This window comes from Paracoccus sp. TOH (assembly GCF_030388245.1).
Taxonomy (GTDB): Bacteria; Pseudomonadota; Alphaproteobacteria; order Rhodobacterales; family Rhodobacteraceae; genus Paracoccus; species Paracoccus simplex.
The window spans coordinates 1226822-1252310 of record NZ_CP098361.1 but is presented as its reverse complement, the minus strand read 5'-3'; the positions used below and the strand labels follow the sequence as shown (position 1 = coordinate 1252310).

Genomic DNA, 25489 nt, shown 5'->3' with positions numbered 1-25489 from the left:
GCGCGCGGCAACGCGGTCGCGCGCAACACCGCATTCACTCGCCGGATCAGGCGGTTGGTTCTGCCGCCAGCTCGCCGGCCAGCGCGCGCTCGATCAACGCCCGGGTTTCGGCCACGCCGTAAAGCGCGATGAAGCCGCCGAAGCGCGGTCCCTGATCGGCGCCCAGCAGCACCTGGTAAAGCGCCTGGAACCAATCCTTCATCGGCTCGAACCCGTGCTCGCGGCCGATGGCGAAGACCATGGTCTGCAAGGCCTCGGCATCGGCGGGCTGGTCCCAGGCCGCCAGCCGCCCGGCCAGATCCTCCAGCGCCCGGCGTTCGATCTCGGAAGGCTGGCGGAACACCCGCGTCGGCGCCACGAAATCGTTGAAATAGCGCACCGCGAATTCCGCCGCGGCGTCCAGCGTCGGATTGGTCTCGGGGCTGGCCTCGGGCGCATAGCGGCGGATGAAGCCCCAAAGCCCGGTCTTGTCCTTGGCCCCCGCCACCGAGGCGAGGTTCAGCAGCATCTGGAACGGCACCACCATGTCCGAGGCCGGCACCGCGCCGCCATGGATGTGCCAGACCGGGTTGGCCAGCTGCTGCTCGACCGTCTGGTCGGGATAGGCGCGCAGCTGCTGGTGGTATTCGTCCACCGCCTTGGGAATGACGTCGAAATGCATCCGCTTCGCCGTCTTGGGCTTCTGGAACATGAAATAGCTCAGGCTCTCGGTCGCCGCATAGGTCAGCCATTCGTCGATGGACAGGCCGTTGCCCTTGGACTTGCTGATCTTCTGCCCGTGCTGGTCCAGAAACAGCTCATAGGTGAAATGCTCGGGCGGCCGCCCGCCCAGGATCTTGCAGATGCCGTCATAGATCGGGGTGTTGGTCGAGTGATCCTTGCCATACATCTCGAAATCGACGTCCAGCGCCGCCCAGCGGGCGCCGAAATCCGGTTTCCATTGCAGCTTCACATGGCCGCCGGTGACCGGCAGGGTCAGCTCCTGCCCGTCCTCGTCGTCGAAGGTGACGGTGCCGGCCTTGGCATCGACATGCTTGATCGGCACGTACAGCACCTTGCCGGTCTTGGGGCTGATCGGCAGGAAGCAGCTATAGGTCTGCTGGCGCTCCTCGCGCAAGGACGCCAGCATGACCTGCATGATGGCGTCATATCTTTCGGCCGCCGTCAGCAGCGTCGCGTCGAACTGGCCGGATTTGTAGAACTCGGTCGCGCTGATGAACTCGTATTCGAACCCGAAAGTGTCCAGGAACCGGCACAGCATGGCGTTGTTGTGCCCGCCGAAGCTGTCATATTCGCCGAACGGGTCCGGCACCGTGGTCAGCGGCTCTTGCAGGTGCTGGCGCAGCATCTCTTGCTGGGGCACGTTGTCGGGAACCTTGCGCATCCCGTCCATGTCGTCCGAGAAGCAGAACAGCCGCGTCGGGATGTCCGAGATCATCTCGAACGCCCGGCGGATCATCGTCGTGCGCGCCACCTCGCCGAAGGTGCCGATATGCGGCAGGCCCGAGGGGCCGTAGCCGGTCTCGAACAGCACATAGCCCTTCTCGGGATCCTTCTTCTCATAGCGTTTCAGCACGCGGCGGGCCTCCTCAAAGGGCCAGGCCTTGGATTTCATCGCGGCGTCGCGCAGGGCGGTCATGGTCGGGTCTCCATAGCTTAGGCTTTCCCCCGTATTGAAACGGGCCGGAATGGTCAATAATTTCGCCCCAGAGCCACGGAGATTTGCCATGCCCGACAATGTTCCCCCGTTTTCGCCCTGCGACGCGCTGGTCGCGGTCATGGTGGGGGTCTCGGCCTCGGACCAGAATCCACGCACCTCGGAACTGCTGGCGATCGAGCGGGCGGTGAACCACACGCCGGTCTTCGCCAATTACGACATCGACCGCATCCGCGCCGTGTCGCAGACGGTGCTGAGCCTGTTCGAGGAAGAGGACGGGCTCGACGCCCTCTTCGGACTGGTGCGCGAGGCGCTGCCGGAAAAACTTTACGACACCGCCTATGTGCTGGCCTGCGACGTGGCGGCCTCGGACGGCAGGCTGGGCGAGATCGAGGCCGAGATGCTGGCCGAGATCCGCGACCAGCTCGAGATCGAGCGCCTGCACGCCGCGGCCATCGAACTGGCCGCCCGCGCCCGGCACCGGCTGCTTTAGGGCTGGCCCGCCATATCGGACGAGGCGGCGGCCAGCGCCGGCGCGCCGTGTTCGCCGGCCCAGCCCTCGATCAGCGCCTGCTGCAGGCGTTTGGAGCGCTTGGTCCAGCCCATGACGCCTTCGGGCAGTTCCTGCCCCTGGCTGGCGGCGCGGCGCGGCTCGTCGCCGGTCAGGATGGCAAAGGCCAACTCCCGCCCGCCCTCGCGCTGCGCATAGCCGGCCAGGTTCGAGACGAAGTTCAGCGTGCCGGTCTTGGCCTCGACGGCGATGTCGCTTGGCTTGCGCTTGCCCTGCGCGTCCCGCAGCGGGATCGTCTTCATCAGCCCGCGCAGGTCCCGCGCCTGCCCCGGCCCGGCAGCCAGCTGCGCCATCATCCGCGCGGTGACCCGGTTCTCGGGCGACAGGCCCGAATGGTCGTGGAAGGCGAATCCGGTGGCGATCCCCTGCCCGCGCAGCCAGTCCGCCATGGCAGCCGCCGATCTGCCGATATCGCCGGCGCCGCTGGCCTGCAGGCCGATGACCTCGGCGGTCAGGTTGGTGGAATATTCCATCATGCCCCGGATGATCTCGTCGAGCGGCGGGCTGTCCTGGCGCGCGATCTCCTGCCCGTCCGGCAGAAGCTCGATCACCTCGGGATTGGGCAGAACCAGCCCGCGCGCCCGGCACAGCGTCTGGAACACGTCGCCCGCGTAAAGCTCGGGGCGGCGCACCGGCAGCCAGCGGCTGCCCGACTTGCCGAGGCTGCGCCGGGCGATGGTCCAGTTCTCCCGTTTGCCGGACTCATAGGTGAACAGCGGCAGCGCCCGGTCCACCGGCGCGATCGAGGCGGTATAGGCCCGCGGCGACAGCTTGCGCCCCCGCGCCTGCAGGGACAGCCGATAGCCCTGCTCGCCGCGCCGCCAGTTCAGATGCACGCGGTTGAAGTTCAGCACCATGCCCGAGATCGAGGGGTTGTAGGGCAGATGCTCGTCCTGCGCCGGATCCAGCCGGCCGATGCGCGGCAAGGCGCCGCCCCAGACGGCGAAGCTGACCGGCGCGCCGCGGCCCGAACCCTTCTCGGCCGCGACGGTGGCGGCGGCAAGCGCGTCCAGCGCGTCGGTGTCCAGAACCGGATCGCCGCCCCCGGCCAGGATCAGCATGTTGCCGGCGCGGAAGACCCGCGTGGCGAAGCGATGCCCGGCGCCCAGCCGGTCAAGCGCGTAAAGCGCCGTCACCGATTTCAGCGTGCTGGCCGGGGCCAGGGGCAGGTCGGCCTGGCGTTCGGCCAGGACGGTGCCGGTCGCAGGGTCGATCAGCGCATAGGCCACCGCGCCGCCAAGCCCGGCCTCGGCGATGCGGGTCTCGGCGTCGAAGGCTGCCACCGGCGCCCGCACGGCCTGCGCGGATGCCAGGCGGGGCGCCAGCGCCAGCAAACCCAGCCCGGCCCCGAACCCTGCGATGAAACCGCGCCGCGAGACTGCATTCATGTCGTTCCTTTCCGCCGCCGCGCCCGGATCGCGGTCGAACTCAGCTTGTTCAGCGGCAGGTTTATCATCGCCCAGGCCGGGGGCCTAGCGCAGGCGAGTTCACGGGCTCGCGACTCGGGCAGGCGCGATGCCCAAAGCATCCGCGCCGCGCGCGAGAAGCGGGCCGGCATCCGCCAGCCCGGCCGCGCGATCACCCCGATCGGCACCCGCGCCGCGATGTCGCGCCAGCGGTCCCAGCGATCGAATTGCACCAGATTGTCCGCCCCCATCAGCCAGACGAAGCGCACGCCGGGATAAAGCCGCTGCAGCGTCGCGATGGTGTCGCGGGTCATGCGCGTGCCCAGACGCGCCTCGATGCCGGTGATCGCGACCCGCGGGTGGCGCATGATCCGCCCGGCCCGGGCGATGCGCTGGTCCAGCGGCGCCGGGCCATGCGCCTTCAGCGGGTTTCCGGGGCTGACCAGCCACCAGACCCGGTCCAGGCCGAAGCGGCGCAGCGCCTCTTCGGTAATCTGGACATGGCCGTCATGCGCGGGATCGAAGGAGCCGCCCAGAAGCCCGACCGTCATGCCCGGCAGCGCAATGGGAAACCCCGCCCGCATGCGTCAGAACAGGCCCTGCACGTCGCCCTGGCCGTCCAGCCCGATGCGCAGCGCCGCCGGGTTGCGCGGCAGGCCCGGCATGGTCATGATGTCGCCGCAGATCGCCACCACGAAGCCGGCCCCGGCCGAAAGCCGCACCTCGCGCACCGGGATGGTGAAGCCTTCGGGTGCGCCAAGCGCCGTCGGATCGGCGGAAAAGGAATATTGCGTCTTGGCCATGCAGACCGGCAGATGGCCGTGGCCGGCGGCCTGCCATTCGTCCAGCCGCTCGATGATATGCGGCAGGAATTCGACCTCCTCGGCGCGGTAGATGCGCTTGCAGACCGTCTCGATTTTCTGCCGCAGCGGCATGTCGTCGGGATAGAGCGGCGTGAAATTCCCGCCCTGCTCGACCAGCGCCACCACGGCGCGGGCCAGATCCTCGGCGCCGGCGCCGCCCTCGGCCCAGTGCCGGCACAGCACCGCCTGAACCCCGTGCGCGCGGCAATATTCGGTCAACGCGGCCACCTCGGCCTCGGTATCGCTGGAGAAATGGTTGATCGCCACCACCACCGGCAGGCCGTAGCGGCGCAGATTTTCGATATGGCGGCCCAGATTGGCGCAGCCGGCCCGCAGCGCCGCGACATTCTCGGTCCCCAAATCGGTCCGCGCCACGCCACCATTCATCTTCAGCGCCCGGACCGTGGCGACCAGCACCGTCGCGTCGGGCTGCAGCCCGGCCAGGCGGCACTTGATGTCCAGGAATTTCTCGGCCCCCAGGTCGGCGCCGAAACCGGCCTCGGTCACGACGTAATCCGACAGCGCCAGCGCCGTGCGCGTCGCCATGACCGAATTGCAGCCATGGGCGATATTGGCGAAGGGTCCGCCATGCACGAAAGCCGGGTTGTTCTCCAGCGTCTGCACCAGATTGGGCTGCAGCGCATCGCGCAGCAGGACCGTCATCGCCCCGTCCGCGCCCAGGTCGCGCGCCGTGATCGGCTGGCGGTCGATGGTGTGGCCGACGACGATCCGGCCCAGACGCTCCTGCAGATCGGCCAGGTCCGAGGCCAGGCACAGGATCGCCATCACCTCGGAGGCGACGGTGATGTCGAAGCCGGTCTCGCGCGGATAGCCGTTCGCCGGACCGCCAAGCGCGATCACCATCTGCCGCAGCACCCGGTCGTTCATGTCCATGACCCGGCGCCAGGTGATCCGGCGCGGGTCGATGCGCAGCGGGTTCCCCCAATAGATGTGGTTGTCGATCATCGCCGACAGCAGGTTGTGGGCGCTGGTGATGGCGTGGAAATCGCCGGTGAAGTGCAGGTTCATCTCCTCCATCGGCACGATCTGCGCATAGCCGCCGCCGGCAGCGCCGCCCTTCATGCCGAAATTCGGCCCCAGGCTGGCCTCGCGGATGCAGATGGTGGCGCGCTTGCCGATGCGGTTCAGCGCGTCGCCCAGGCCGACGGTGGTGGTGGTCTTGCCCTCGCCGGCCGGGGTCGGGTTGATGGCGGTGACCAGGACCAGACGGCCCTGCGGCCGCTCTGCCAGGCCGCGGATGCAGGCATGGCTGATCTTGGCCTTGTCATGTCCATAGGGCAGGATGTCGCCCTCGGTCAGACCGAGGCGGGCGGCGATCCGGCCGATGGGCTGTTTCTGCGCCGCTCGGGCGATCTCGATATCCGATTTCATCTGTCCCTCCGTGACCTGCGCGCCAAATTGAGCGGCGACGGGTCACGCGTCAATCCAACCGAAGTCGCGCGCGCAGCTGCGGCAACCAGCTTTCGCGCCGCATCCACAGCGCGGCAATCGCCCAGAAAGCCACGATCAGCCACAGGTCGATGGCCAGCCGCAGCCAGAACCAGGCCGCGCCGCCCTTGGCCACCGTCATGTCCAGCGCATCGCCCCAGATCGACAGCATCACGCAGACGATGAACGAGAAAAGCCCGCCGCGGCCGATCTCGGCCAGCGCCTCGCCCGGCCGGGTTCCCGCCATCCAGGCAAAGGGCCGGGCCAGCGGCACCGCCACGATCCAGCTGGCGGCCAGGATGGCGGCGAAGCGGACGAAATCCAGCGACCACTTGTCGATGCCGCCGGTGATCTGGCGCAGGGCATCGGTCAAGGGCTTGGCCGGCGCGCCGATCTTCCAGCTCAGCACGACGGTCAGGCTGAACAGCAGCACCGCCGCCGAGACCGCGGTCAGCAGCCGGCCATGGCGCTGCAGGACCGGCATCAGGCGGTCGCGGAACGCCCCCATCGCCACGCCCGAGAAGAACAGCAGTTGCCAGCCGAAGGGGTTGAACAGCAGGCCCGGCCCGGGCCGCTGGTTCGGGATCATTGCGTTCAGCGGGGCGGCGAACCACCAGATCGCCACCGACACCGCCAGGGCGATCCAGGGCATGCGCAGCAGGAAGGGCACGGTCAGCGGCACGGTGGCGATCAGCAGCACGTAAAGCGCCAGCACGTCCAGCAGGTTCGGCTGCATCCACATCAGCGCCACGGTGGCGACATAGCCGATGGGATGTTCGAGGATCCAGCGCGCATATTGGAACCAGACCGCGGTGTGATTCATGTGCAGCTTGAACAGCAGCGCCGAGAACAGCGCCAGCAGGATCGCCCCCGCGATCAGCGCCAGCCAGACCTGCGCCGCGCGGCGCAGGAAGCGCAACTGCGCGGTGCGGCGGCCCTGGCGCGCCTCGACCTTGACCCAGACCATGCCGACCAGGAAGCCCGACAGCAGCACGAACAGCTCGGCCGCGTCGAAGACGGCGAAATTGGTCAGCGTCAGGTTGCGCAACAGGCCGATCGGCATGTGGTCCAGCATGATGCAGACCAGCGCATAGCCGCGCAGCATGTCCAGAGCGACGATCCGTTTCATTGCGGCAGCTTCGCGAAGGCTTCGATCAGGGCCCGGTTCTCGATCAGCGCCAGCTTCTCGGCCGGGTTCAGGAAGCTCAGCGCCTGCTGGCGCGAGGCGGCGTGGCCGATCTTGGCCTCGGCCGAGATGGCATCCAGCCGCTCGGAAGCCGGGGCCTGCGAGGTTGCGGGCAGCAACGCCGCGACGCGGGCGCGCAGCGCCGGGTCGCGGCCCAGCAGCGCCAGCCCTTCGCGCGGCAAGGTGCCGGCGACGCGGAAGTCCAGCGCATTGGCGGCGGTCAGCACCTCGGGCGGGTCGCGCTCCTCGGGGGTGACCAGCAGGCCCTGGCGGCGGGCCCAGCGGCCGAAGACCGGGCTTGCCGACCAGCGCGAGGTCAGCGGCGACAGGATCAGCCCGGCCAGGATCGGCGACAGCCAGACCAGCTGCCAGGGCGCCAGGAAGGCCAGCACCAAAAGCGTCGCCGTGCCGGTGACGACATGGATGGCATGGCGGCGCAGCACCACGCCCCAGGGCGGCATCTGGCCGGCGCGGACCTGGGCCTCCCAGCCGGAATCGCGGCCGCGCAGGATCTCGAAGATCTGCCGGGTCTGGATCAGCATCTGCACCGGCGCGATCAGGGCCGAAAGCACGATCTCGAACATGGCCGAGGCCAGAAGCCGCACGTTGCCGCCGGAATTGCGCGCCAGCGGCCGCAGCCAGGCGCGGAAGATGGCGATGAATTTCGGCACCAGCAGGAAGGACATCGCTGCGACGAACAGCCACAGCATCCGCACCGGGTCGAAGGTCGGCCAGGTCGGGAACAGCTGGTAGGTCTGCGGGAAATAATCCGGCCGCGACAGCAGCACATTGGCCGACAGCGCCAGCCCGACCAGGATCATCGCCAGCCAGATCGGCGACATCAGGAAGCCCAGGATGCCGATGACGAAATGCACCCGGCTGATCCAGGCGAAGCCGCGCGAGAAGATCAACCGCGCGTGCTGCAGGTTGCCCTGCGCCCAGCGGCGCTCGCGCACGGCCATGTCCAGCAGCGTCGGCGGGCAGCCCTCGAAGCTCTGGCGCAGATCGTGGTCCAGCCGCACCTTCCAGCCGGCCCGGCGCAACAGCGCGGCCTCGACGAAGTCGTGGCTCAGGACGGTGCCGCCGAAGGGCGGCTTGCCCGACAGCTCCGGCAGGCCGCAGCATTGCGCGAAGGCGCTGACGCGGATCATCGCGTTATGGCCCCAGAAATTGCCGCTGTTGCCCGACCAGGCGGCGACGCCGCGGGCGATGGCGGGGCCGTAGATGCGGCCGGCGAATTGCGTCAGCCGGGCGAAGATGGTCTGGCCGCCGACCAGCATCGGCATGGTCTGGATCAACCCGATGGCCGGGTCGGCATTCATCCGCGCCGACAGCGCCTTGATGGTCGCGGCGCCGACCACGCTGTCGGCATCCAGCACCACCATCTGCTCGTAGCGGCCGCCCCAGCGGGTGACGAAATCCGCGACGTTTCCGGCCTTGCGGCCCTTGTTGCTGCGGCGGCGCCGATACCAGACCGGCACCGGGGAAATGTCGCGCAACCGGCTGATCGCCGCCATTTCCTCAAGCACGGCACCCGGCTCGCGGCTGTCGGACAGCACGAAGATCTCGGCCCGGTCGCCCAGGCCGACGCGATAGAGGTCGCGCGCCAGCGCCGCCAGCAGGCCGGTGGTCGTGGCGGCATCCTCGTTGTAGACCGGCATGATCACCGCGATGCGGGCGGCGTTCGGCCCGGTCGGGGTGCGCAGCCGCCGCGCGAACAGCCCCGAGACCATCGAGGCGAAGGAAAAGCCGACCCAGCTAAAGGTCAGCGCGAACAGCACCAGCAGCACCGATTGCAGGAAGGTCATGCTGGTGCCGAAAGCCAGCACCATCTGCTTCCAGCCGAACCAGCCGATCGCCGCCGCGCCGCCGAAGGCCACCAGCCGCGCGGCGATGGTGCCGATCGAGGGCCAGCCGCTGTCCGGCCCCATCGGCGGCCGGGCGCGAAAATCCTGCTCGGGCATGTCCAGCGGCGCCTCGGGCGGCGTCGCCGGCGCCTCGGCCCGGGGCAGGTCCAACGCCTCCCATTCCTCGTCGGCGGAAAGCGGCAGGGACTCGGCCCGGCTCGCCGGGCGCGCGCCCGGCTGGCTGCGGATGTCGGTCACGTCACTCACTCGCGCGTCCAACGGGCGATCCAGGTCTCGCTCAGCGGACCCTCCGGCCCGTTCAGCACCGCCGAGAGATCGGCGAGCTTGGCGCCCTCGGGCAGGTATTCGAAAGCCAGCCGCATCCGCCGCTGCTCGGGCAGGCGCAGCAGGTAGCTGTGCCCGATCCGCCCGGCCGAGGCGCGGATCTGCGGCACCGGATTCTCGGCCCCGAACAGGCCAAGGTCGAAATCGACCACATAGGTGCGGCCGGTGGCATTGTTGACCGCCTTGCCGGACATGGTCTCGACCACGCGGGAAATCGGCGCGCTGTCGGGCACTTCGGCGGCAAAGGTCAGAATGTAGCTGTAATCGTAGCGATTGCCCGCCACCAACCGGTCGCCCGGTTGCCAGTACGAAACGATATTGTCGTTGAACTCGTTCTCGACCGGGATCTCGACCAGGGTGACGGTACCCTTGCCCCATTCGCCCTGCGGCGCGATCCAGGCCGAGGGCCGCTTTTCATAGCGCGCCTCGGCATCCTTGTAGGATTCGAAGTCCCGCGCCCGCTGCGCCAGGCCGAAGCCCAGCGGATTGTTGTCCATGAAGGCCGAGATCTGCAAGGCGCTATGCCCCGACAACACCCGCCACAGCCGCTGTTCGTCGCCGGTCAGCATCTGTAGCCCGTCGCTGTCATGCACGGCCGGCCGGTAATCGTCCACGCGCGAGCGGTCGGTGGGCCCGAACCAGTACATCGAGGTCAGCGGCGCGATGCCGGCATTGCCCATGTCGGTGCGCGGGAACAGCGCCACACGGGTGTCGAACACGGTTTCGGCGCCGGGGGTGATGCGGAACTCGAAGGCGCCCGAGACGGATTCGCTGTCCAGCAGCGCATGGATCAGCACCGAGCGGTCCTGCTCCCCCGGCTTGTGGATCCAAAAACCGCGGAACAGCGGGAATTCCTCGCCCTCGGCGCTGCCGGTGCCGATGGCCAGACCGCGCGCCGACAGGCCGTAAAGCGTACCCCGGGCCACGGCGCGGAAATAGCTGGCGCCCTGGAAGACCGCGATCTCGTCCATCACGTCGGGGCGGTTCAGCGGCGCGCGCAGGCGGAAGCCCGACCAGCCCATGCTGCCCAGCGTCTCGTAATCGACGCCGTCGGGGAATTGCGCCGGATCGAAGTCGAACATGTGCGGATCGAACCGGACCGGGATCACCACGCCCTCGTCCACCAGGCTGATATCCACCGGCTCGTGGAAGATCGCCCCCGGCGGCAGCAGGTCCAGCGCGAAATCGCGGCTGCCGACCCAGGGGTCACGGTCGCGGCGGAAGCGGATGCCGCGATACTGGTCATAGGTCAGGTTGGCGAAGCTGCCGACCAGTTCGGCATCGCGATATTCATAGGCTTTGGAGGCCAGGTCCTTGGCCATGGCCGCCACGTCCTCGAAGCCGAAGGGCTTGGGCGGCGCGACCTCGACCGGCTCGGCCTCGGCTTCGGGGGCCGCGGTTTCCGGGCTCTCCTGCGCGAGCGCCGCCCCCAGCGAGGATGACAGGGCGCCGACCGCCGTCATGGCGGCACCGGCAGAGATGACAAATTCGCGACGACGCATCGACCGACCCCTGTTCTTTGGGCGCGAACGCCCAGAAATTCCGAGCGGATTTCGCATTGCCGCGCGGATCAGGCAAGCCTTTTCGCTGCGAATGGCGGGCTCTTGCCAAGAGTTGATCGGATTTGCCGACAAGACAAGGGCTGCCCGCGCCGAAGCGCCGGGCAGCCCCGATGCACGCGATGCGAGCGCTAGCGGTTGATTTCCCGCATCACCCGGCCCTGGGCGTTCATTTCCAGCGAAACCGGCTCGCCTTCCGGATTGACGGCCTGGGCGAGAATGCGCCGACCGTCCTGCGTGATCTCGCCCAGCCCGCTATAGCCGGCTGCGGTCAGCGCCGCGCGCACCGCGCCGCGGTCGAGCGGCTGCGCGGGGGCCACGGCGCCCTGGCGCTGCGGCGCGTCGGCGGGCGCCTGCCCCTCGGGCGCCACGCGGGGCGGTGGCGGCAGGTCGCGGCCCGGTCCGCGGTCCTCGCCCCGGCCTTCGCCCCGGCCTTCGCGATGCCAGCCGCGGTCGTCGTCGCGGTGATGGCGGCGGTGGTGGTCGCCCTTCCGGTCGTGGCGCGCATCCCGGTCGCGGAAACCCGGCCGGTCGTCATCGCCGCGGCCGAAGCGCAGCAACGTCCCGTCCTCGGCGAAGGCGGCGCGTACCTTGTTCCTATCGCCGTCCTGCCCGGCCAGCATCACGCCGCGCTGGCCCGAGAACACCGCCTTCAGCGTGCCCAGCTCGGCATAGACGGCGCTGTCGCGCACCGCCTGCGGCACCAGTTGCTCGACCAGCGCCCGCGGCAGCGCCGCCTCGCCCTTGGCCCGCAGGCCGCGCAACTGGCCCTTGTCGTCCAGCATGACGCCGATCCGGCTGCCGTCGGGCAGCTTGGCTTCGATCCGGGTGCCGCCATGCGGGCCGCGCTTGCGGGTGACATCGGTCAGGCCGGCATCCTGCAGCGCCTTGGGCAACGGCGCCTCGGCCTGCGTTCCGGCCTGCGTTTCGGCGGCGGCCGGGGGTTGCGGGGCGGGCGCGGTGTCCTGCGCCATGGCCGGTGCGGCCAGCACCGCCAGCAGGGCCGAAAGCGCGATCGAGGTCGGGAATGTTCTGCTCATTTCTGGTTCCTTCCTATCGGGGCCACAGGGCCCCCAATGCGAATCGATCAATAGCCTCCGGCCGACCAACCAAAGATCAACGGCCCGTTTGGCTTTCGTTTGGAATTGCGCGATTACATAGGGACCATGATCCGCCCGCGCATCCCCGCCCTGCTTCTGCTGGCTGTCCTGGCCCTGACCTCGCCCGCCCGGGCCGAGGATCGCGGCCACGACCGCGACGGTCCCCGGGCCGAGGAATGGGAGCCGGAATTCGAGGCGCTCGGCCGGCAGGACGACCGCATCCTGCCGCTGAAACGCGCCGCCCAGATCGTGCAGGAGCGGTTCCGGGGCCGGCTGATCGCCGCCCGCCTGGTCCCGCCCACGCCGCAGGAACGCGACCGCGGCGTGGTGCTGGTGCATCAGCTGCGGCTGCTGACGCCGGCGCGCGACGTGCTGGTGGTCCGGCTGGACGCGCATAGCGGCGATTTCCTGGAGGTGGCGGGTGCCGGGCTGACCGAAGCCCGCCGGAAAGGGCCCGAGCCATGAAATGCCTGATCGTCGAGGACGATCCCACGCTGTCCGCCCAACTCGCCCAGGCCATGCGCGACGGCGGCTTTGCCTGCGACCTGGCCGTGGACGGCACGCAGGGCGAGTTCCTCGGTGCGACCGAGACCTATGACCTTGCCGTGCTTGACCTGGGCCTGCCGGGCATTCCGGGGCTCGAGGTGCTGACCCGCTGGCGCGAGGGCGGCGTGACCATGCCGGTGCTGATCCTGACCGCGCGCGGCGACTGGACCGACAAGGTGGCGGGCTTCCGCGCCGGCGCCGACGATTACGCGGTAAAGCCCTTCCGGCTGGAGGAGGTGGTGATCCGCGCCCAGACCCTGGTGCGCCGCGCCGCCGGCCATGCCCAGGCGGTGATCAAGGCCGGGCCGCTGCGGCTCGACACCCAGCTTGGCGTCATCACCCGCAACGGCATGGCGCTGAAGCTGACGGGGTTCGAGACGCGCATCCTGTCCTATCTGATCCACCACCAGAACCGCGTGGTCAGCCGCAGCGAACTGTCCGACCATCTTTATGATTCCGCCGCCGACCGCGACTTCAAGTCCATCGAGGTGGTGATCGGCCGCCTGCGCAGGAAGATCGGCGAGGGCCTGATCGAAACCCGGCGCGGCGAGGGCTATGTGTTGAGGACCGCCGCTTGATCCTGCCCCGCGATTCCATCCGCGCACGGCTGATCGGGCTCGGGGCGGCGCTGACCGGGGTGGCGCTGCTGGCCGGCTACCTGGCGCTCGCCGCCATCCTCGAGGATTTCGTCACCGGCCGCTTCGATGCCGAGACCGAGGCCGTGGCCGAGGCCCTGATCGCCGGCGCCTCGATCGACGCCGGCGGGCGGTTGATCGCCGGTCCTGTTCCCGCCGATCCGCGCTTCGACCGGCCGCTTTCGGGCTGGTTCTGGCAGCTGAGCCAGGACGGCACGGCGATGGAAAAATCGCCCTCGCTGTTCGACAATGTGCTGAAGCCGCCCGATGCGGAGGTGCAGGGCGGTCGCGGCATCGGACCCGAGGGCGAGGCGCTGCGCGTGACCCATCATCGCTTCACCCTGCCCGACAACGGCTCGGCGCTGGCGGTGACGGTGACCGCGCCGCGGGCCGAGATCGAGGCGAGCCTGTCCCGCCTGCGCCGGCCGCTGGCCGTCTCGCTTGCGGTGCTGGGGCTGGCGCTGGCGCTGGCCAGCGTGCTGCAGGTCGCGGCCGGGCTGCGCAGCCTGGACCGGCTGGGCCGGGACATCCGGGCGATCCGCGCAGGCCGGACCGAGACGCTGCCCCTGCCCGCCGTGGCCGAGCTGCGCCCCGTCGCGGCCGAGATCAACGCGCTGCTGGAACAGAACCGCGCCGTGCTGGCCCGCTCGCGCGAGCATGTCGGAAACCTGGCGCATTCGCTGAAGACGCCGCTGGCGGCGCTGGACAATGCCCTGCCCGCCGAACATCCCGGCCATGCGCTGATCGCCCGCATGGACCGCCAGATCGGCTGGCATCTGCGCCGCGCCCGCAGTTCGGCCGCACCGCGGCTGCTGGGCCAGCGCACCCCGCTTGCCCCGGTGGTCGACGACATCCTGCTGGTGCTGCGCGGCCCGATCCTGGACGCGGGGCTGGCGGTCGATCTGGCCATCCCCCCCGCGGCCGCCTTCGCCGGCGAGCGACAGGATCTCGAGGAGATGCTGGGCAACCTGGTCGAGAACGCCGTGAAATGGGCCGGCAGTCGCATTCGCCTGTCCGCACGGGCCGAGGGCGAAAGTCTGCGCCTGCTGATCGAGGATGACGGCCCCGGGATGTCGGCCGAGGATCATGCGCTTGCTCTGACCCGCGGCGCCCGCCTGGACGAGGCCGGCCCGCCCGGCGCCGGCCTCGGCCTTGCCATCGTCGCCGACTTGGCGGCGCTGCATGGCGGCGGGCTGGCACTGGAGCGCTCCGATCTGGGCGGGTTGCGGGCGGTGCTGCGCTTGCCGGGGATTCCGGTGTAAGCGACGGCTTTTGGCGAGTGCGCCGGTGGCAGGGCATGTCGAATGCCGCGGAATTCCGCCTTGCTCTGGCTGGGCCATGCGCTTATCTCGATCAAGCTTTTCACCGGGACAGACGGGCAGGTCGTTTCGTTTCGGGAAAGCCGTCGTAAGCTGGCCGAGCCGGAATGTCTGTCCGGTGCGGTGAGCCTTGCGGTGGAACGGAAGCGTGGCCGAGTGGTTTAAGGCTCTAGTCTTGAAAACTAGCGTGCGGGGAACCGCACCGTGGGTTCGAATCCCACCGCTTCCGCCACTTCGGTATAAAACCGGGAACGCCGATTCCCGCCGTTTTCCCTCCCTTGGTGGCTACCAGCGTCCGCAACAGGACGTTTTTGTTCCCTTTGAGATAGATCGCATCGTCCGCGACCTCGACACGCTGGGCGAAGGCCCGGACGTGATCCCGCCGATAGCCGCCCTTATCGAGCCGGAGCCGGGTGCGCGCTTCGCTCGCCAGTTCCCGCACGGCTGCCCCTGTGAGGCGCTGGTGGGTGGAGCTGGCGAGCATGGCTTCGATCCGCGCGGCGTCGGCCCGTGCCTGATCCCGAAGCGCCGTGAGGCCCGCGATGCGCTCGCCAAGCGAGGACTCGGCCGGGTCGAGTGAACCGGCTTCTATGGCGTCGTAGAGGCGCTTGAGGCGGTTGTCGGCTTCGGCCGCGCGCTGGTTCAACTCGGCGATGTGCTGGCTGCGCCGCTCGACGCCCTCCTGACGGCGATCCAGAAGCGAGGCGAGAATGTCTTCGATCCGCTCGGGGTCGAGTAGCCTTTCCTCGATATGGCTGACCACGATGCGGTCGAGCTTGTCCATGGGGATCGCCCGGCCCTTGCAGCCGGTTTCGCCCTGCCGCGCCCGGATCGAGCAGGCATAATAGCGATAGCGGCCGTTCTTGCCGGTGCGCAGCGTCATGGCCCCGCCGCAATTGCCGCAATGGCAAATGCCGGTCAGCAGGTTCGGGCCGCTGACGACGCGGGGCGGCGTCACCTTGGGATTGTTGACCTGCAAGCGGTGCTGAACGGCCTCGAATATCTCAAGGTCGATCAGCGGCGGCACCGCGACGGTGACGACTTCTTCCTCGGGCTTCACCTCGCCCTTCTTGGAACGGCGATTGAAGCGATGCTCACCGATATAGGTGCGCCGGGTCAGGACACAGTGAAGCTGGCCGATGCCCCAACGCCCGCCGTTGCGTGTGAACATGCGGTGCTTGTTCAGGTGGTTGACGATGTTCTTGACGCCCATGGGGCCGGACGTGCCATCGCCTTCCGATGCGAGGCGGAAGATCAGCCGCACGGTGTCGGCATGGAGCGGGTCAATCTCCAGCTTCTTCTTCATCTTCGCGCCGCGCTGCTCGGCATCGACGACGCGGTAGCCGATGGGCGGCAGCGAGCCGTTCCAGAAGCCTTGCCGGGCGTTTTCCTTCAAGGCGCGCAGGACGTGCTTGGCGTTCTCCTTCGACTGGTATTCGTCGAACAGCGACATGATCCGCCTCATCATGTCGTGGATCGGATCGTCGCCAAGCTCCTGCGTGATCGAAACCAGCTTCACGCCGTTCTTCGCCAGCTTGCGGTAATAGAACTCCATTTCAAATTCGTCGCGGAAGAAGCGCGAAAAGCTGTGAACCACGACGACATCGAACGATGCCGGCTTGGCGGTCGCAGCCTCTATCATCCGCTGGAACTCGGGGCGGCGGTCGTTCGTGGCGCTGTTGCCCGGCTCCACGAAGGTTTCGACAAGCTGGTAGCCGCGCGTCTCGCAATAGGCTTCGCCCTGGCGCTTCTGGTCGGGGATCGACACGTCATGCTCGGCCTGCCGGGCCGTCGAGACGCGCAGATAGAGCGCGGCGCGCAGCGCGACATGAGGACTTTGCATATTCATAGCGCACCTCCCTTCGCGGCCTGACGCTCGATCAGCGGCAGCTCCAGCGCCACGCGGTCGTGCAAGACCTTCGGCATGAGCTTCCGGCCCTCGCCGGGTTCCATGCGGACAAGGCCGTAACCCGCCATCGTCTTGAGGGTCCGGGACAGGCTCGGCTTGGTCCGGCCCGTGATCCGCGATAGTTCCTCCAGCGAGCCGGGCGACTGCTCATGGATGACACGCAGCAGCTCGCGGTTCCCGCTGGAGAGGATTTGCGCGAAGGATTCCGTGGACGTGAACCACACCTTCGGATCGTCGGGTGCGGGCTTTTCCTCGCCCCTGGCAACCCGCATCGTGCGGGCCTTCATTTCGTCGTAGTCGGCAATCCCGACTTTCAATGTGGTCATATCACGCCTCGCTCTTTCAACACCGCGTCAACCGCCTGCCAGAAGTCGGCCAGCAGCGTGGCCGCATCCTCCCAGGCGTAGGGCTTCACGGTCTGGAGGCGGTGCCGATGGTCCATCGGCTCGCCCCTCCTGCCTCGGCCGACCGGGTGGGCGTTGTCGAAGCCGACCAGCCGTTCGCCCGAAGGCCCGTGAAGCGTGAGCGAATAATCGAGGCCGTGCGGCTTCTCCGGCGATGCCGGAACGCGGGTGACGACGAACTTCACCCAATGGCCGCCCTCGGGATCGACAACAAGCACCTGTCCGTCGAGGTCCAGAAGCGTGTCGAGGCTCGGATCACGATCCTCGCTCATGGCTTATTGTTACCATCTGTTGATAACAACGGCAAGCCCTGATCGCCGGGATCGTCGATCGGGCCGAACAGCCGATCGAGAACATCGCCGAAATACCGCTCGAAGATTTCAAGTTCGGCCTCGGTGATCGGAACCTTCTCCGGCCAGTCGTCGAAGACGGGCAGCGATTCCACATCGACGATGCGAAGCGGCGACCTTCGGCGCTCCCGGCCGTCCGGCGTGGGTTCGTCGGTATAGTCGAAAAGATCGTCGGGAAGTGTCTCGGGAACCGGCTGTCGTGGTCGCCCTTTGCGGGCGCGGCGGAGCTCTGCGCACATGGAATCCTCCTTGGTTCTGGTGGATTCCGGGGCGATGAAGGCCCCGGAATTAGTCGAACCATGGAGGGCAGTCGGCGGCCTGTAGCGTGCCGCATTTGTGTTGATGCGCTGGCGGCACCCCTGCCGCCGGGCAGTCCTAGCTTGCGGTTCGCCGTGCTTTGGTGAAGCCGCGATCCGTGGCGATGAACCGCTCCAGCATCGGCACAATGAGCCTGACGGGATCAGCGGCGGGCTGGCCCGTCTCGCGAGCCAGCACCTCGGCGTAGGCGGCCAGATCGCGGTGGAGCGGCGCGGGTAGCTCTACGGTGATCTTCACGGGCTTGTCGTCGGGCAGCGGGCCGAGTTTCAGCTTAGTCATGGTCAGCCTCCTGCCTGCTCGAATACAAGGTCGCGGGTGACGATGATCCTGACCGGGAAGCCCGGCCGGATGGTCAGCGTCGGCGCGACCTGCAACTGGCGCTGGACGATCTGCTGGCCCGCCTGGTTGACGGTATCCTGCGCCCCGTCGCGGATGGCCCGGATCAGCCGGTCCTCGTCGCTGGTCGCCAGCTCCGTGCCGACCGCGAGCAGCGTGGAGAGGCCAGCCGCTTTCATCAGATCCCACCAATGGTAATCGACACCATCCTCAAGGCCCGCATAGCCGCTGGCATCCGCGCCCGGCAGGCGCTCCAGAACGATGGAACGGCCGCCGGGCAGGATCAGGCGATTCCACACCAGCAACACGCGGCGCTGGCCGAAGGTCACGCCGTCATCATACTGGCCGATGATGCGCGTTCCCTGCGGGATCAGAAGCAGCGAGCCGGTCGGGCTGTCATATACGTTCTCCGTAACCTGCGCGGTGATCTGGCCGGGAAGGTCTGAACGGATGCCCGTTATCAAAGCGGCCGGGATCACGGCCCCGGTCTGAAGGATGTAGGGCGATGCCGGCGGCGCGACACGATCCGGCGCGACGGTCTGCCGGTCCACCGGCCCGTTGAGGAACGCCGCGTGCCGGTCCTGCGTCGCGGGCTGACCGCCGAGGCCAAGACCGGCAAGGCCGGGCATGGCCGTCCCTGCTTGCGCTCCCGTGCGCGGGCCGGACTGGAAAAACACATTGCTCAAGCGCGCGGCTTCTTCCTCACCGAGACGGCGCTGTTCGTCGGGATCGACGGCGGGTGTCGTCATGACGGGTGGCGCGACCGGCTGCCCTCTATTCTGCGCATCGAGGATCGGACGGCCGAGGTCACCCGGCAAGGCCGGTCCCAGGACCGGGCCGCTATAGTCACTCGGCAGGCCCGCCAGCCCATCGGCGGTTTGCCGGTTGTTGGTCGAGTAGAGTTCGCTGCCGTCCGGCCCTCCGTCGCGGGTCTGGAGCGCATAGATGAGTGCGCCGCCGATGCCGAGCAACGCAACCGCGCCGACGCCCGCCAGCATCTTGCGGGACAGGCGGGTGACGCGGGGCGGCTCGGCGCGCAGGCGCATGGGCGCGGCGGTTTCGGTGATGGTGTTGTCGGTCATGACGGGGAGCCTCCGGTCGCGCTGGCGGGCTGCGCGTCAGCGGCCTGCGTTGGGTTGGTGCGGACGATCCTGACGACCTGCTGGCGGTTGCCGCTGCCAAGGCGCAGCTCGGCCGCGCCGAACAACCTGTCCACGATCAGGACGTTCTGGTGGATGCGGGAATTGACGATCTGTGGCTCGCCGTTCGTGCCAAGCACGAAGATCGGCGGCATCTCGCCCTGCACGATCCCGGCCGGGAAGACGACATAGACGCGCCGTCCATCGTCGAACACGGAAACCGGCCGCCATGGCGGGCTGTCGCCCTGCACCTGCAAGCCATAGCGATAGTTCCGCGCCGCCTCGGCCGGGATGATCGGCGCGGCCGGAACGGTCTGGCGCTGGCCCGGCGTTGCTGGATAGGCCCATGCCACGGCCGGCATGTAGAGCGATTCCCGCGCGCGCAGCTCGAGCATGTAGGTGCGCCGGTCGGTGGTGACGACAAGGTTGGTGGAAATGTCCGGCCGCGTCGGCTTCACGAGGATATGGACACGGCGATTTGCACCGCTGCCGCTCTCGGTGTCGCCGATGATCCAGCGGGCGGTATCGCCGGCCGCAATCGGCCCCGCGCCTGTCAGGCTCTCGCCCGGCTCCAGCGCGATCGTCGTGATCTGCCCGACTGCGGCATAGACCTGATAGAGCGCGCCTTCGCTCCATGGGAAAACCTGTATGGCGTTGTAGTAGCCTTCCCGGCGCGGCTCGACGCGGGCGGCGGCATTGGCGTTCTCGACACGGCCTGCCGGCGTGGCGGCGGCTTGCCCGCCATGCGCCACGGTCCAGGCCGGGGGCGTATGGAGCGGCCGGGGCGCGTTGTCGGTCGCGGCGGCCTGCACGGTGGGCAGCGGCGGAACGCTGGTGTCGTAGCTGAATTGCGGCGTCCGGTTGGTGGTGCAGCCTGCCAGCATGGTAGCCGAAAGCAGGGCGGCGGCGACTGCGGGGCGAAGGATGATCGTCCTCATTGGCCCATCTCCCGCGACCAGTTGATTGCATTGACGTAGATGCCGAGCGGGTTCGCGCGCAGCCGTTCGGCGTCGCGCGGCGGCTGGATGGCGATGGTCAGGATGGCAGTCCATCGCTCGGTCGTGGAAAGCTGGCCGTTCTCGAAGTGCCTCTCCGTCCAGGCCACGCGGAACGAGTTGGGGGACGCCCGGATGACGCTCGACACCTCGACGGCGATCTGTTGCCGGCCGACCTTGGCAAAGGGATCATTCGTCCTTGCGTAGTCATTCAACGCCGCCGCCCCCCGGTCGGTCGTCCACTCATAGGCGCGAAGCCAGTTCTGCCGGACAATAATGGCGTCGGCCGGGATCGCGCGGACCTGCTCGATGAAGCGGCCAAGGTGGAACGCGATCTGCGGATCGGTCGGGCGATAATCGGCACTCGCAGGCGCGACGGTCTGCGCCTGGCCGAGATTATCGACCTGCACCACCCACGGCACCACGTTCCCGCGCGCCGATTGCCACACGAGCGCGGATGCGAATCCGGCCGACAGGATCAGCGAGCCGAAGGCCATATAGCGCCAGTTCTTCGCCTGAACGCGGGCCGAGCCGATACGCTCGTCCCACACTTGCGCGGCCTTCTGATAGGGCGTCTCGGGTTCCGGCGTCTTGCCGTAGTGGGTCGATGGTCGTTTGAAGATGCTCATGTGCGGTCGCTTTCGGAAAGGTTGATGGAGGAACCGCCGCCGTGGCCGTCGCCGGAGCGGACAGCATGTGCGGCCATGGTCGTGCCGTGGTTCACGGCCTGCGAACGCCGCATCCGCTGCGCCCAGGCCGGGGGGCTGCCGGCCGGGCCGGATGCTGCGGCGGCTGCATCGGCGCTCGCGCCGCCAACCGTCCCCATGGTGGAGCCGCCGCCCGTCACGCCGAATCCGGCCTTCGCGCCTTCGGAGAAGCTGGATTTGACGGATTCGGAAGCGCGCGCTACGGCGCGTTTGAGGGGCGAGATAGCTGCCGATCCTGCGGCTCGCGCCACGCTGCCAAGGCCGGAAGCGACGCCCGCCGCGCCGGACTGGCCGAGCGCACCGACGCTATAGGCAGCGGCCGCCGCTCCCGCGGCCGTCGCGCCGCCGCGAACGGCCGCGGCTCCACCGGACAGGGCAGCAGCGCCGCCCTTCGCGGCAAGCATGGCCCCGCCACCGGCCGCCGCGCCGCCCGCAAGCACCATGCCGCCGGCAGCGAGGCCGGTTCCCACGGCTGCGCCTGCGCCAAGCTGCGGGCCGCCAGAGACGATGCCGTTAGCGATGCCGGGGCCGAAGATGCCGAGGCCGAGCAGCGACAGCGCGGCGAGCACAATCGCCATGGCGTCGTCGATGGTCGGGGTCGCGCCCCGCCGAAACCGGCCGTGAATTGCGCAAACAAGGTGCTGCCGATGCCGATGATGACGGCGAGCACCAAGACCTTGATGCCGGAGGACACCACGTTGCCCAAGACCTTCTCGGCCATGAACGCGGTCTTGCCGAACAGGCCGAAGGGGATCAGCACGAAGCCGGCAAGCGTGGTCAGCTTGAACTCGATCAGGGTCACGAAAAGCTGGATGGCGAGTATGAAGAAGGCCAGCACCACCAGCGCCCATGCGAACAGCAGGCACGCGATCTGAATGAAGTTCTCGAAGAAGGCGATCCAGCCCATCAGGTCGGAAATGGAATCGAGCAGCGGACGGCCGGCGTCGAGGCCGGTCTGTGCCACGCGGCCGGGCCGCATCAGGTCTTCGGCAGAAAAGCCGGTGCCCGACGCCATCAGGCCGAGACCGGCGAAACTCTCGAAGACGAGGCGGGCGAGGTTGTTCCAGTTGGAGATGATGTAGGCGAACACCCCAACGAACAGGGTCTTCTTCACCAGCCGGGCGATGATGTCGTCATCCGCGCCCCACGCCCAAAACAGCGCGGCGAGCGTCACGTCGATAACAATCAGGGTGGTGGCGATGAAGGCCACCTCGCCGCCGAGCAGGCCGAACCCGCTGTCGATGTAGGAGGTGAAAACCCCGAGGAAATTGTCGATAACGCCCGTATTGCCCATGGTCAGCGCGCCTCGCTGCGGTCACGGCCGAGGAAACGGTCACGGGATTCTGCCCATGCATCGAGGCAGTCGGTGTCACTCGCCGCCGCCTCGCCGAGCTGCTGGCAACGGCGCAGGGTTTCGCGCAACGGGTCGGCCGGGGGCTGGAAGGCCGGCGCAGGGGGTGGCGCGGAAGGTTCATCCTTCCGCGCCATGTCGATTGCGGTCACTGTCAAGGCAATCGCAACGAACACGACGGCCCCGAGCCGGGCCAGCATCTTGCCGTCCATGGCGAGCCTCCCGGTCAGTTGTTGCCGTTGTTGAACATTTGCGCGTTGCCGGGCTGGTATCCGCTACCGGGCGTGAGGAAGCGGCGGCGCTGCTCGCGGCCCTGTTCGGCGGCGGTGGCGCGCTCGGCCTCGGTCAGCGCGTCGGCCCGCCCGTTCGCCGAGATGAGCGCGATCAGGTCGGAAAGCTGCTGCGACTGGAGGGCAAGGAGCTGGTTGCCCGCCTGCGTGGCTTGCAGTGCCCCGGTCGCGCCCTGACTCTGGCCGACCAGCGCGGCCATCTCGGCGCGGTTGCTGTCGATGTTGCCGACGACGCCAGCCTGCACGCGCATGGCGTCCTGCAAACCGCCAACCGTATTTTCCCAGCGGCTGCGCGCGTCGGCGACCAGTTGGGCGTCGGTCGCCGAAAGCGAGACATTGCCGTATTGGCTCTGGAACGCTTGGTCGATCTGTCCGACCTCGAAGGCGATGTTCTGCGCCTGCCCCAAAAGCTGCTGCGTGCGCTGGACGTTCTGCTGGAGCTGCTGGAGCGACGAATACGGCAGGCTCGCCAGATTACGGGCCTGATTGATGAGCATCTGCGCCTCGTTCTGGAGGCTGGTGATCTGGTTATTGATCTGCTCAAGGGTGCGCGCTGCCGTGAGCACGTTCTGCGCGTAGTTGGACGGGTCATAGACGATGCGGCCGAAGCCAAAGAGCTGGGCATGGGCCGGGCTTGCCAGCATGGGCGAAAGCGCGACGGGCACGGCGAGCGCCAGCGCGAAGGCCGATGCTCCGACGATCTTGGGATAGGTCATGGAAGAATCTCCTGTGTGGGGTGGGTATCGAGCCGGGCCGGCGCGGCGGATTCCGGCCGGTCGGCAAGATTGGTGAGGTTCGGGATCAGGTCGGCCGCCCACTCGACGCCGCGCTCGCGCAGCCATGCGGCGAGGAAACCGGCGCGGCCGTGCTCGGCATGGATGCGCGCAATTTCCGTCTGGTCGGATTTGGAAGATGCGGCGCAGAGCGCGAGGCCGACTTCGGACAGGCCAAGCTCGAACAGCCGGTTGCCGCGCCGTGACTGGCAGTAATAATCCCGCTTGGGCGTGGCCCTTGCGAGGATTTCGATCTGCCTGTCATTGAGGCCGAAGCGGCGATAGATGGCCGTGATCTGCGGCTCGATGGCGCGCTCGTTCGGCAGCAGGAGCCGCGTCGGGCAGCTCTCGATGATGGCGGGCGCGATGTTGCTGCCGTCAATGTCGGACAGGCTTTGCGTGGCGAATATGACGCTGGCGTTCTTCTTGCGCAGCGTTTTCAGCCATTCGCGGAGCTGGCCGGCGAACCCCTCATCGTCCAGTGCAAGCCAACCCTCGTCGATGATGAGCAGCGTCGGCCGCCCGTCGAGCCGGTCGCCGATGCGATGAAAGAGATAGGCCAGCACCGCCGGGGCTGCGCCGGTCCCGACAAGCCCCTCGATCTCGAAGGCTTGCACGTCCGCCGCGCCAAGATGTTCCGTCTCCGCGTCGAGCAACCGGCCATAGGCGCCGCCGACGCAATAAGGCCGAAGGGCCTGTTTGAGGTCGTTGCTTTGCAGCAGGACCGCGAGGCCGGTGATCGTGCGTTCTCCGGCCGGCGCCGAGGCAAGCGAAGTCAACGCCGTCCAGATGTGTTCCTTCACCTCCGGCGTGATCGTGATGCCTTCACGGCCAAGAATGGCGGCAATCCAGTCGGCGGCCCAGGCGCGTTCATAGGTGTCGTGGATGCGGGCGAGCGGCTGGAGCGATACGGAAGTGTCCGAACCTTCGGTCAGCCCGCCGCCGAGGTCGTGCCAGTCGCCGCCCATGGCGAGCGCGGCGGCGCGGATGCTGCCGCCGAAGTCGAACGCGAACACCTGGCTTCTGGCGTAGCGGCGGAACTGGAGCGCCATGAGGGCGAGCAACACGCTCTTGCCTGCCCCTGTGGGGCCGACGACAAGGGTGTGGCCTACGTCGCCGACATGGAGACTTAGCCGGAACGGGGTGGAGCCTTCGGTCCTGGCGTATAGCAATGGAGCGTCGCCGACATGCTCGTCCCGTTCCGGCCCCGCCCAAACGGCGCTCAACGGCACCATATGGGCGAGATTCAATGTGCTGATGGGCGGCTGCCGCACGTTGGCGTAGGCGTGTCCCGGCAGGCTGCCGAGCCATGCGTCAACCGTGTTGACCGTCTCGGGCATGGCGGTGAAGTCGCGGCCCTGAACGATCTTCTCGACCAGCCGCAGCTTCTCATCGGCCAAGCGGGGATCGTCGTCCCATACCGTCACCGTGGCGGTGACATAGGCCATGCCCGCCACATCCGCGCCGAGTTCCTGCAAGGCCATGTCGGCGTCGAGCGCCTTGTTGGCCGCGTCGGTGTCCACCAGGGCGGACGCCTCGTTGGTCATCACCTCTTTTAGAATCGCGGCGACGGACTTCCGCTTGGCAAACCACTGGCGGCGGATACGGGTCAGCAGCCGCGTGGCGTTGGTCTTGTCGAGCAGGATCGCGCGGGTGTTCCACCTGTAGGGGAAGGCCAGCCGGTTCATCTCGTCCAGGAGGCCCGGCGTCGTCGCGGTGGGGAATCCCACGATGGTCAGGACGCGCAGATGCGCGGTGCCAAGCCGAGGCTCCAGCCCGCCGGTCAACGGCTGGTCGGCCAGCAACGCGTCCAGATACATCGGCACTTCGGGAACGCGGACGCGATGCCGGTTCGTGGAAACCGTCGAATGGAGATAGGTCAGCGTCGCGCCGTCATCCATCCAACGGCACTCGGGCATGAAGCCGTCGAGCAGCGCCAGAACGCGGTCGGTGCGGTCCACGAAGCTGCGCAGCAATTCGTGCGGGTTTACCCCGGATTGCTCGCGGCCCTCATAGAGCCAGCTTTCCGCCCGTGCGGCTTCCTCGGCGGGGGGCAGCCAAAGGAAGGTGAGGAAATAGCCGGACACGAAATGCGCGCCCGCTTCCTCGAAACCGGCTTTGCGCTCTGCATCGACCAGCGCCGACGCGGGATCGGGAAAGATGCTGTCGGGATAGGTCGCGGCTTCGCTGCGCTGCTCCTCGACGAAGATGCTCCAGCCCGATCCGAGGCGGCGCACGGCGTTGTTGATGCGGCCGGCGACGGCGACCAGCTCGGCGGCGACGGCGGAATCCAGATCGGGACCGCGAAACTTCGCCGTCCTCTGAAAACTCCCGTCCTTGTTCAAGACGACGCCGGAGCCGACCAATGCGGCCCATGGCAGATAATCGGCGAGCCGGGTGGCGGTGCGGCGGTATTCGGCAAGGTTCATCATGG

The 25489-nt window shown here is 68.1% G+C and carries 23 protein-coding genes, 1 tRNA gene and 2 pseudogenes; 6 read left to right on the top strand and 20 right to left on the bottom strand.

The features are described from left to right. Window positions 1-46: 46 nt before the first annotated feature. The gene (locus tag NBE95_RS16825; protein WP_289895383.1) at window positions 47-1639 is read right to left on the bottom strand and encodes a lysine--tRNA ligase; all 1593 of its coding nucleotides are present in this window, start codon (window positions 1637-1639) and stop codon (window positions 47-49) included. An 88-nt stretch (window positions 1640-1727) separates the two neighbouring features. Here NBE95_RS16825 and NBE95_RS16820 point away from each other — a divergent pair, with 88 nt between their 5' ends. Beyond that, window positions 1728-2150: a tellurite resistance TerB family protein gene (locus tag NBE95_RS16820; protein ID WP_289895382.1), complete on the top strand. Its 423-nt coding sequence runs from the start codon at window positions 1728-1730 to the stop codon at window positions 2148-2150. Here the strand turns inward: NBE95_RS16820 and NBE95_RS16815 are convergent. From NBE95_RS16815 to NBE95_RS16785, 7 genes are all read right to left on the bottom strand, one after another. Next, window positions 2147-3616: a D-alanyl-D-alanine carboxypeptidase gene (locus tag NBE95_RS16815; RefSeq protein ID WP_289895381.1), complete on the bottom strand. Its 1470-nt coding sequence runs from the start codon at window positions 3614-3616 to the stop codon at window positions 2147-2149. The genes NBE95_RS16820 and NBE95_RS16815 overlap by 4 nt on opposite strands. Then, complete coding sequence (locus tag NBE95_RS16810; RefSeq protein WP_289895380.1) at window positions 3613-4218, bottom strand: nicotinate-nucleotide adenylyltransferase; 606 nt, start codon at window positions 4216-4218, stop codon at window positions 3613-3615. Before NBE95_RS16810 ends, NBE95_RS16815 begins: the two co-directional genes overlap by 4 nt. A gap of 3 nt (window positions 4219-4221) precedes the next feature. Next, window positions 4222-5889: a formate--tetrahydrofolate ligase gene (locus NBE95_RS16805; RefSeq protein WP_289895379.1), complete on the bottom strand. Its 1668-nt coding sequence runs from the start codon at window positions 5887-5889 to the stop codon at window positions 4222-4224. Between the two features lie 49 nt (window positions 5890-5938). Then, complete coding sequence (locus NBE95_RS16800) at window positions 5939-7075, bottom strand: OpgC domain-containing protein (RefSeq protein ID WP_289895378.1); 1137 nt, start codon at window positions 7073-7075, stop codon at window positions 5939-5941. Further along, window positions 7072-9246, bottom strand: a complete 2175-nt coding sequence (gene mdoH / locus NBE95_RS16795; RefSeq protein WP_289895377.1) for a glucans biosynthesis glucosyltransferase MdoH — start codon at window positions 9244-9246, stop codon at window positions 7072-7074. The genes NBE95_RS16800 and mdoH overlap by 4 nt, the downstream gene beginning before the upstream one ends. Further along, window positions 9243-10826 (bottom strand): glucan biosynthesis protein G, encoded by a 1584-nt coding sequence (locus NBE95_RS16790; protein ID WP_289895376.1) that lies wholly within the window; start codon window positions 10824-10826, stop codon window positions 9243-9245. Before NBE95_RS16790 ends, mdoH begins: the two co-directional genes overlap by 4 nt. A gap of 188 nt (window positions 10827-11014) precedes the next feature. Continuing rightward, window positions 11015-11923, bottom strand: a complete 909-nt coding sequence (locus tag NBE95_RS16785; RefSeq protein WP_289895375.1) for a hypothetical protein — start codon at window positions 11921-11923, stop codon at window positions 11015-11017. A 126-nt stretch (window positions 11924-12049) separates the two neighbouring features. Here NBE95_RS16785 and NBE95_RS16780 point away from each other — a divergent pair, with 126 nt between their 5' ends. The 5 genes from NBE95_RS16780 (at window position 12050) to NBE95_RS16760 (ending at window position 15063) form a co-directional block, all read left to right on the top strand. Continuing rightward, complete coding sequence (locus tag NBE95_RS16780) at window positions 12050-12448, top strand: hypothetical protein (RefSeq protein WP_289895374.1); 399 nt, start codon at window positions 12050-12052, stop codon at window positions 12446-12448. After that, window positions 12445-13107, top strand: a complete 663-nt coding sequence (locus NBE95_RS16775; protein WP_289895373.1) for a response regulator transcription factor — start codon at window positions 12445-12447, stop codon at window positions 13105-13107. The genes NBE95_RS16780 and NBE95_RS16775 overlap by 4 nt, the downstream gene beginning before the upstream one ends. Then, window positions 13104-14426 carry an ATP-binding protein gene (locus tag NBE95_RS16770; RefSeq protein ID WP_289895372.1) on the top strand — a complete coding sequence of 441 codons (1323 nt, stop codon included), beginning with the start codon at window positions 13104-13106 and terminating at the stop codon, window positions 14424-14426. The genes NBE95_RS16775 and NBE95_RS16770 overlap by 4 nt, the downstream gene beginning before the upstream one ends. Window positions 14427-14625: 199 nt before the next feature. Then, a tRNA-Ser gene (locus NBE95_RS16765) sits at window positions 14626-14715 on the top strand. A gap of 141 nt (window positions 14716-14856) precedes the next feature. Then, window positions 14857-15063: a hypothetical protein gene (locus tag NBE95_RS16760; RefSeq protein WP_289895371.1), complete on the top strand. Its 207-nt coding sequence runs from the start codon at window positions 14857-14859 to the stop codon at window positions 15061-15063. Between the two features lie 228 nt (window positions 15064-15291). On the opposite strand, the pseudogene NBE95_RS22435 reads toward NBE95_RS16760, so the two are convergent. From NBE95_RS22435 to trbE, 12 genes and pseudogenes are all read right to left on the bottom strand, one after another. Then, window positions 15292-16326 (bottom strand): annotated as a pseudogene (locus tag NBE95_RS22435) (recombinase family protein); the annotation flags it as partial. Between the two features lie 2 nt (window positions 16327-16328). After that, entirely contained in the window at window positions 16329-16718 is a 390-nt protein-coding gene (locus NBE95_RS16750) for a helix-turn-helix domain-containing protein (RefSeq protein ID WP_289895369.1), read from the bottom strand. Further along, the gene (locus tag NBE95_RS16745) at window positions 16715-17068 is read right to left on the bottom strand and encodes a DUF6516 family protein (protein WP_289895368.1); all 354 of its coding nucleotides are present in this window, start codon (window positions 17066-17068) and stop codon (window positions 16715-16717) included. Before NBE95_RS16745 ends, NBE95_RS16750 begins: the two co-directional genes overlap by 4 nt. After that, on the bottom strand, window positions 17065-17385 hold the full coding sequence (locus NBE95_RS16740; RefSeq protein WP_289895367.1) for a hypothetical protein: 321 nt from the start codon (window positions 17383-17385) through the stop codon (window positions 17065-17067). The genes NBE95_RS16745 and NBE95_RS16740 overlap by 4 nt, the downstream gene beginning before the upstream one ends. 136 nt (window positions 17386-17521) lie before the next feature. Next, entirely contained in the window at window positions 17522-17743 is a 222-nt protein-coding gene (locus NBE95_RS16735; protein ID WP_289895366.1) for a DUF2274 domain-containing protein, read from the bottom strand. Window positions 17744-17745: 2 nt separating this feature from the next. Next, window positions 17746-18882: a TrbI/VirB10 family protein gene (locus NBE95_RS16730; protein WP_289895365.1), complete on the bottom strand. Its 1137-nt coding sequence runs from the start codon at window positions 18880-18882 to the stop codon at window positions 17746-17748. Next, on the bottom strand, window positions 18879-19877 hold the full coding sequence (gene trbG, locus NBE95_RS16725) for a P-type conjugative transfer protein TrbG (RefSeq protein WP_289895364.1): 999 nt from the start codon (window positions 19875-19877) through the stop codon (window positions 18879-18881). The genes NBE95_RS16730 and trbG overlap by 4 nt, the downstream gene beginning before the upstream one ends. Next, entirely contained in the window at window positions 19874-20563 is a 690-nt protein-coding gene (gene trbF / locus NBE95_RS16720) for a conjugal transfer protein TrbF (RefSeq protein ID WP_289895363.1), read from the bottom strand. The genes trbG and trbF overlap by 4 nt, the downstream gene beginning before the upstream one ends. Beyond that, window positions 20560-21935, bottom strand: a pseudogene (trbL, locus tag NBE95_RS16715) (P-type conjugative transfer protein TrbL). The gene trbF and the pseudogene trbL overlap by 4 nt, the downstream one beginning before the upstream one ends. A 2-nt stretch (window positions 21936-21937) precedes the next feature. Then, the gene (trbK-alt, locus tag NBE95_RS16710) at window positions 21938-22204 is read right to left on the bottom strand and encodes a putative entry exclusion protein TrbK-alt (protein WP_289895362.1); all 267 of its coding nucleotides are present in this window, start codon (window positions 22202-22204) and stop codon (window positions 21938-21940) included. Window positions 22205-22218: 14 nt separating this feature from the next. After that, window positions 22219-22998, bottom strand: coding sequence for a P-type conjugative transfer protein TrbJ (trbJ, locus tag NBE95_RS16705; protein ID WP_289895361.1), 780 nt, complete (start codon window positions 22996-22998; stop codon window positions 22219-22221). Beyond that, the gene (gene trbE / locus NBE95_RS16700; RefSeq protein ID WP_289895360.1) at window positions 22995-25487 is read right to left on the bottom strand and encodes a conjugal transfer protein TrbE; all 2493 of its coding nucleotides are present in this window, start codon (window positions 25485-25487) and stop codon (window positions 22995-22997) included. The genes trbJ and trbE overlap by 4 nt, the downstream gene beginning before the upstream one ends. Window positions 25488-25489: the final 2 nt, after the last annotated feature.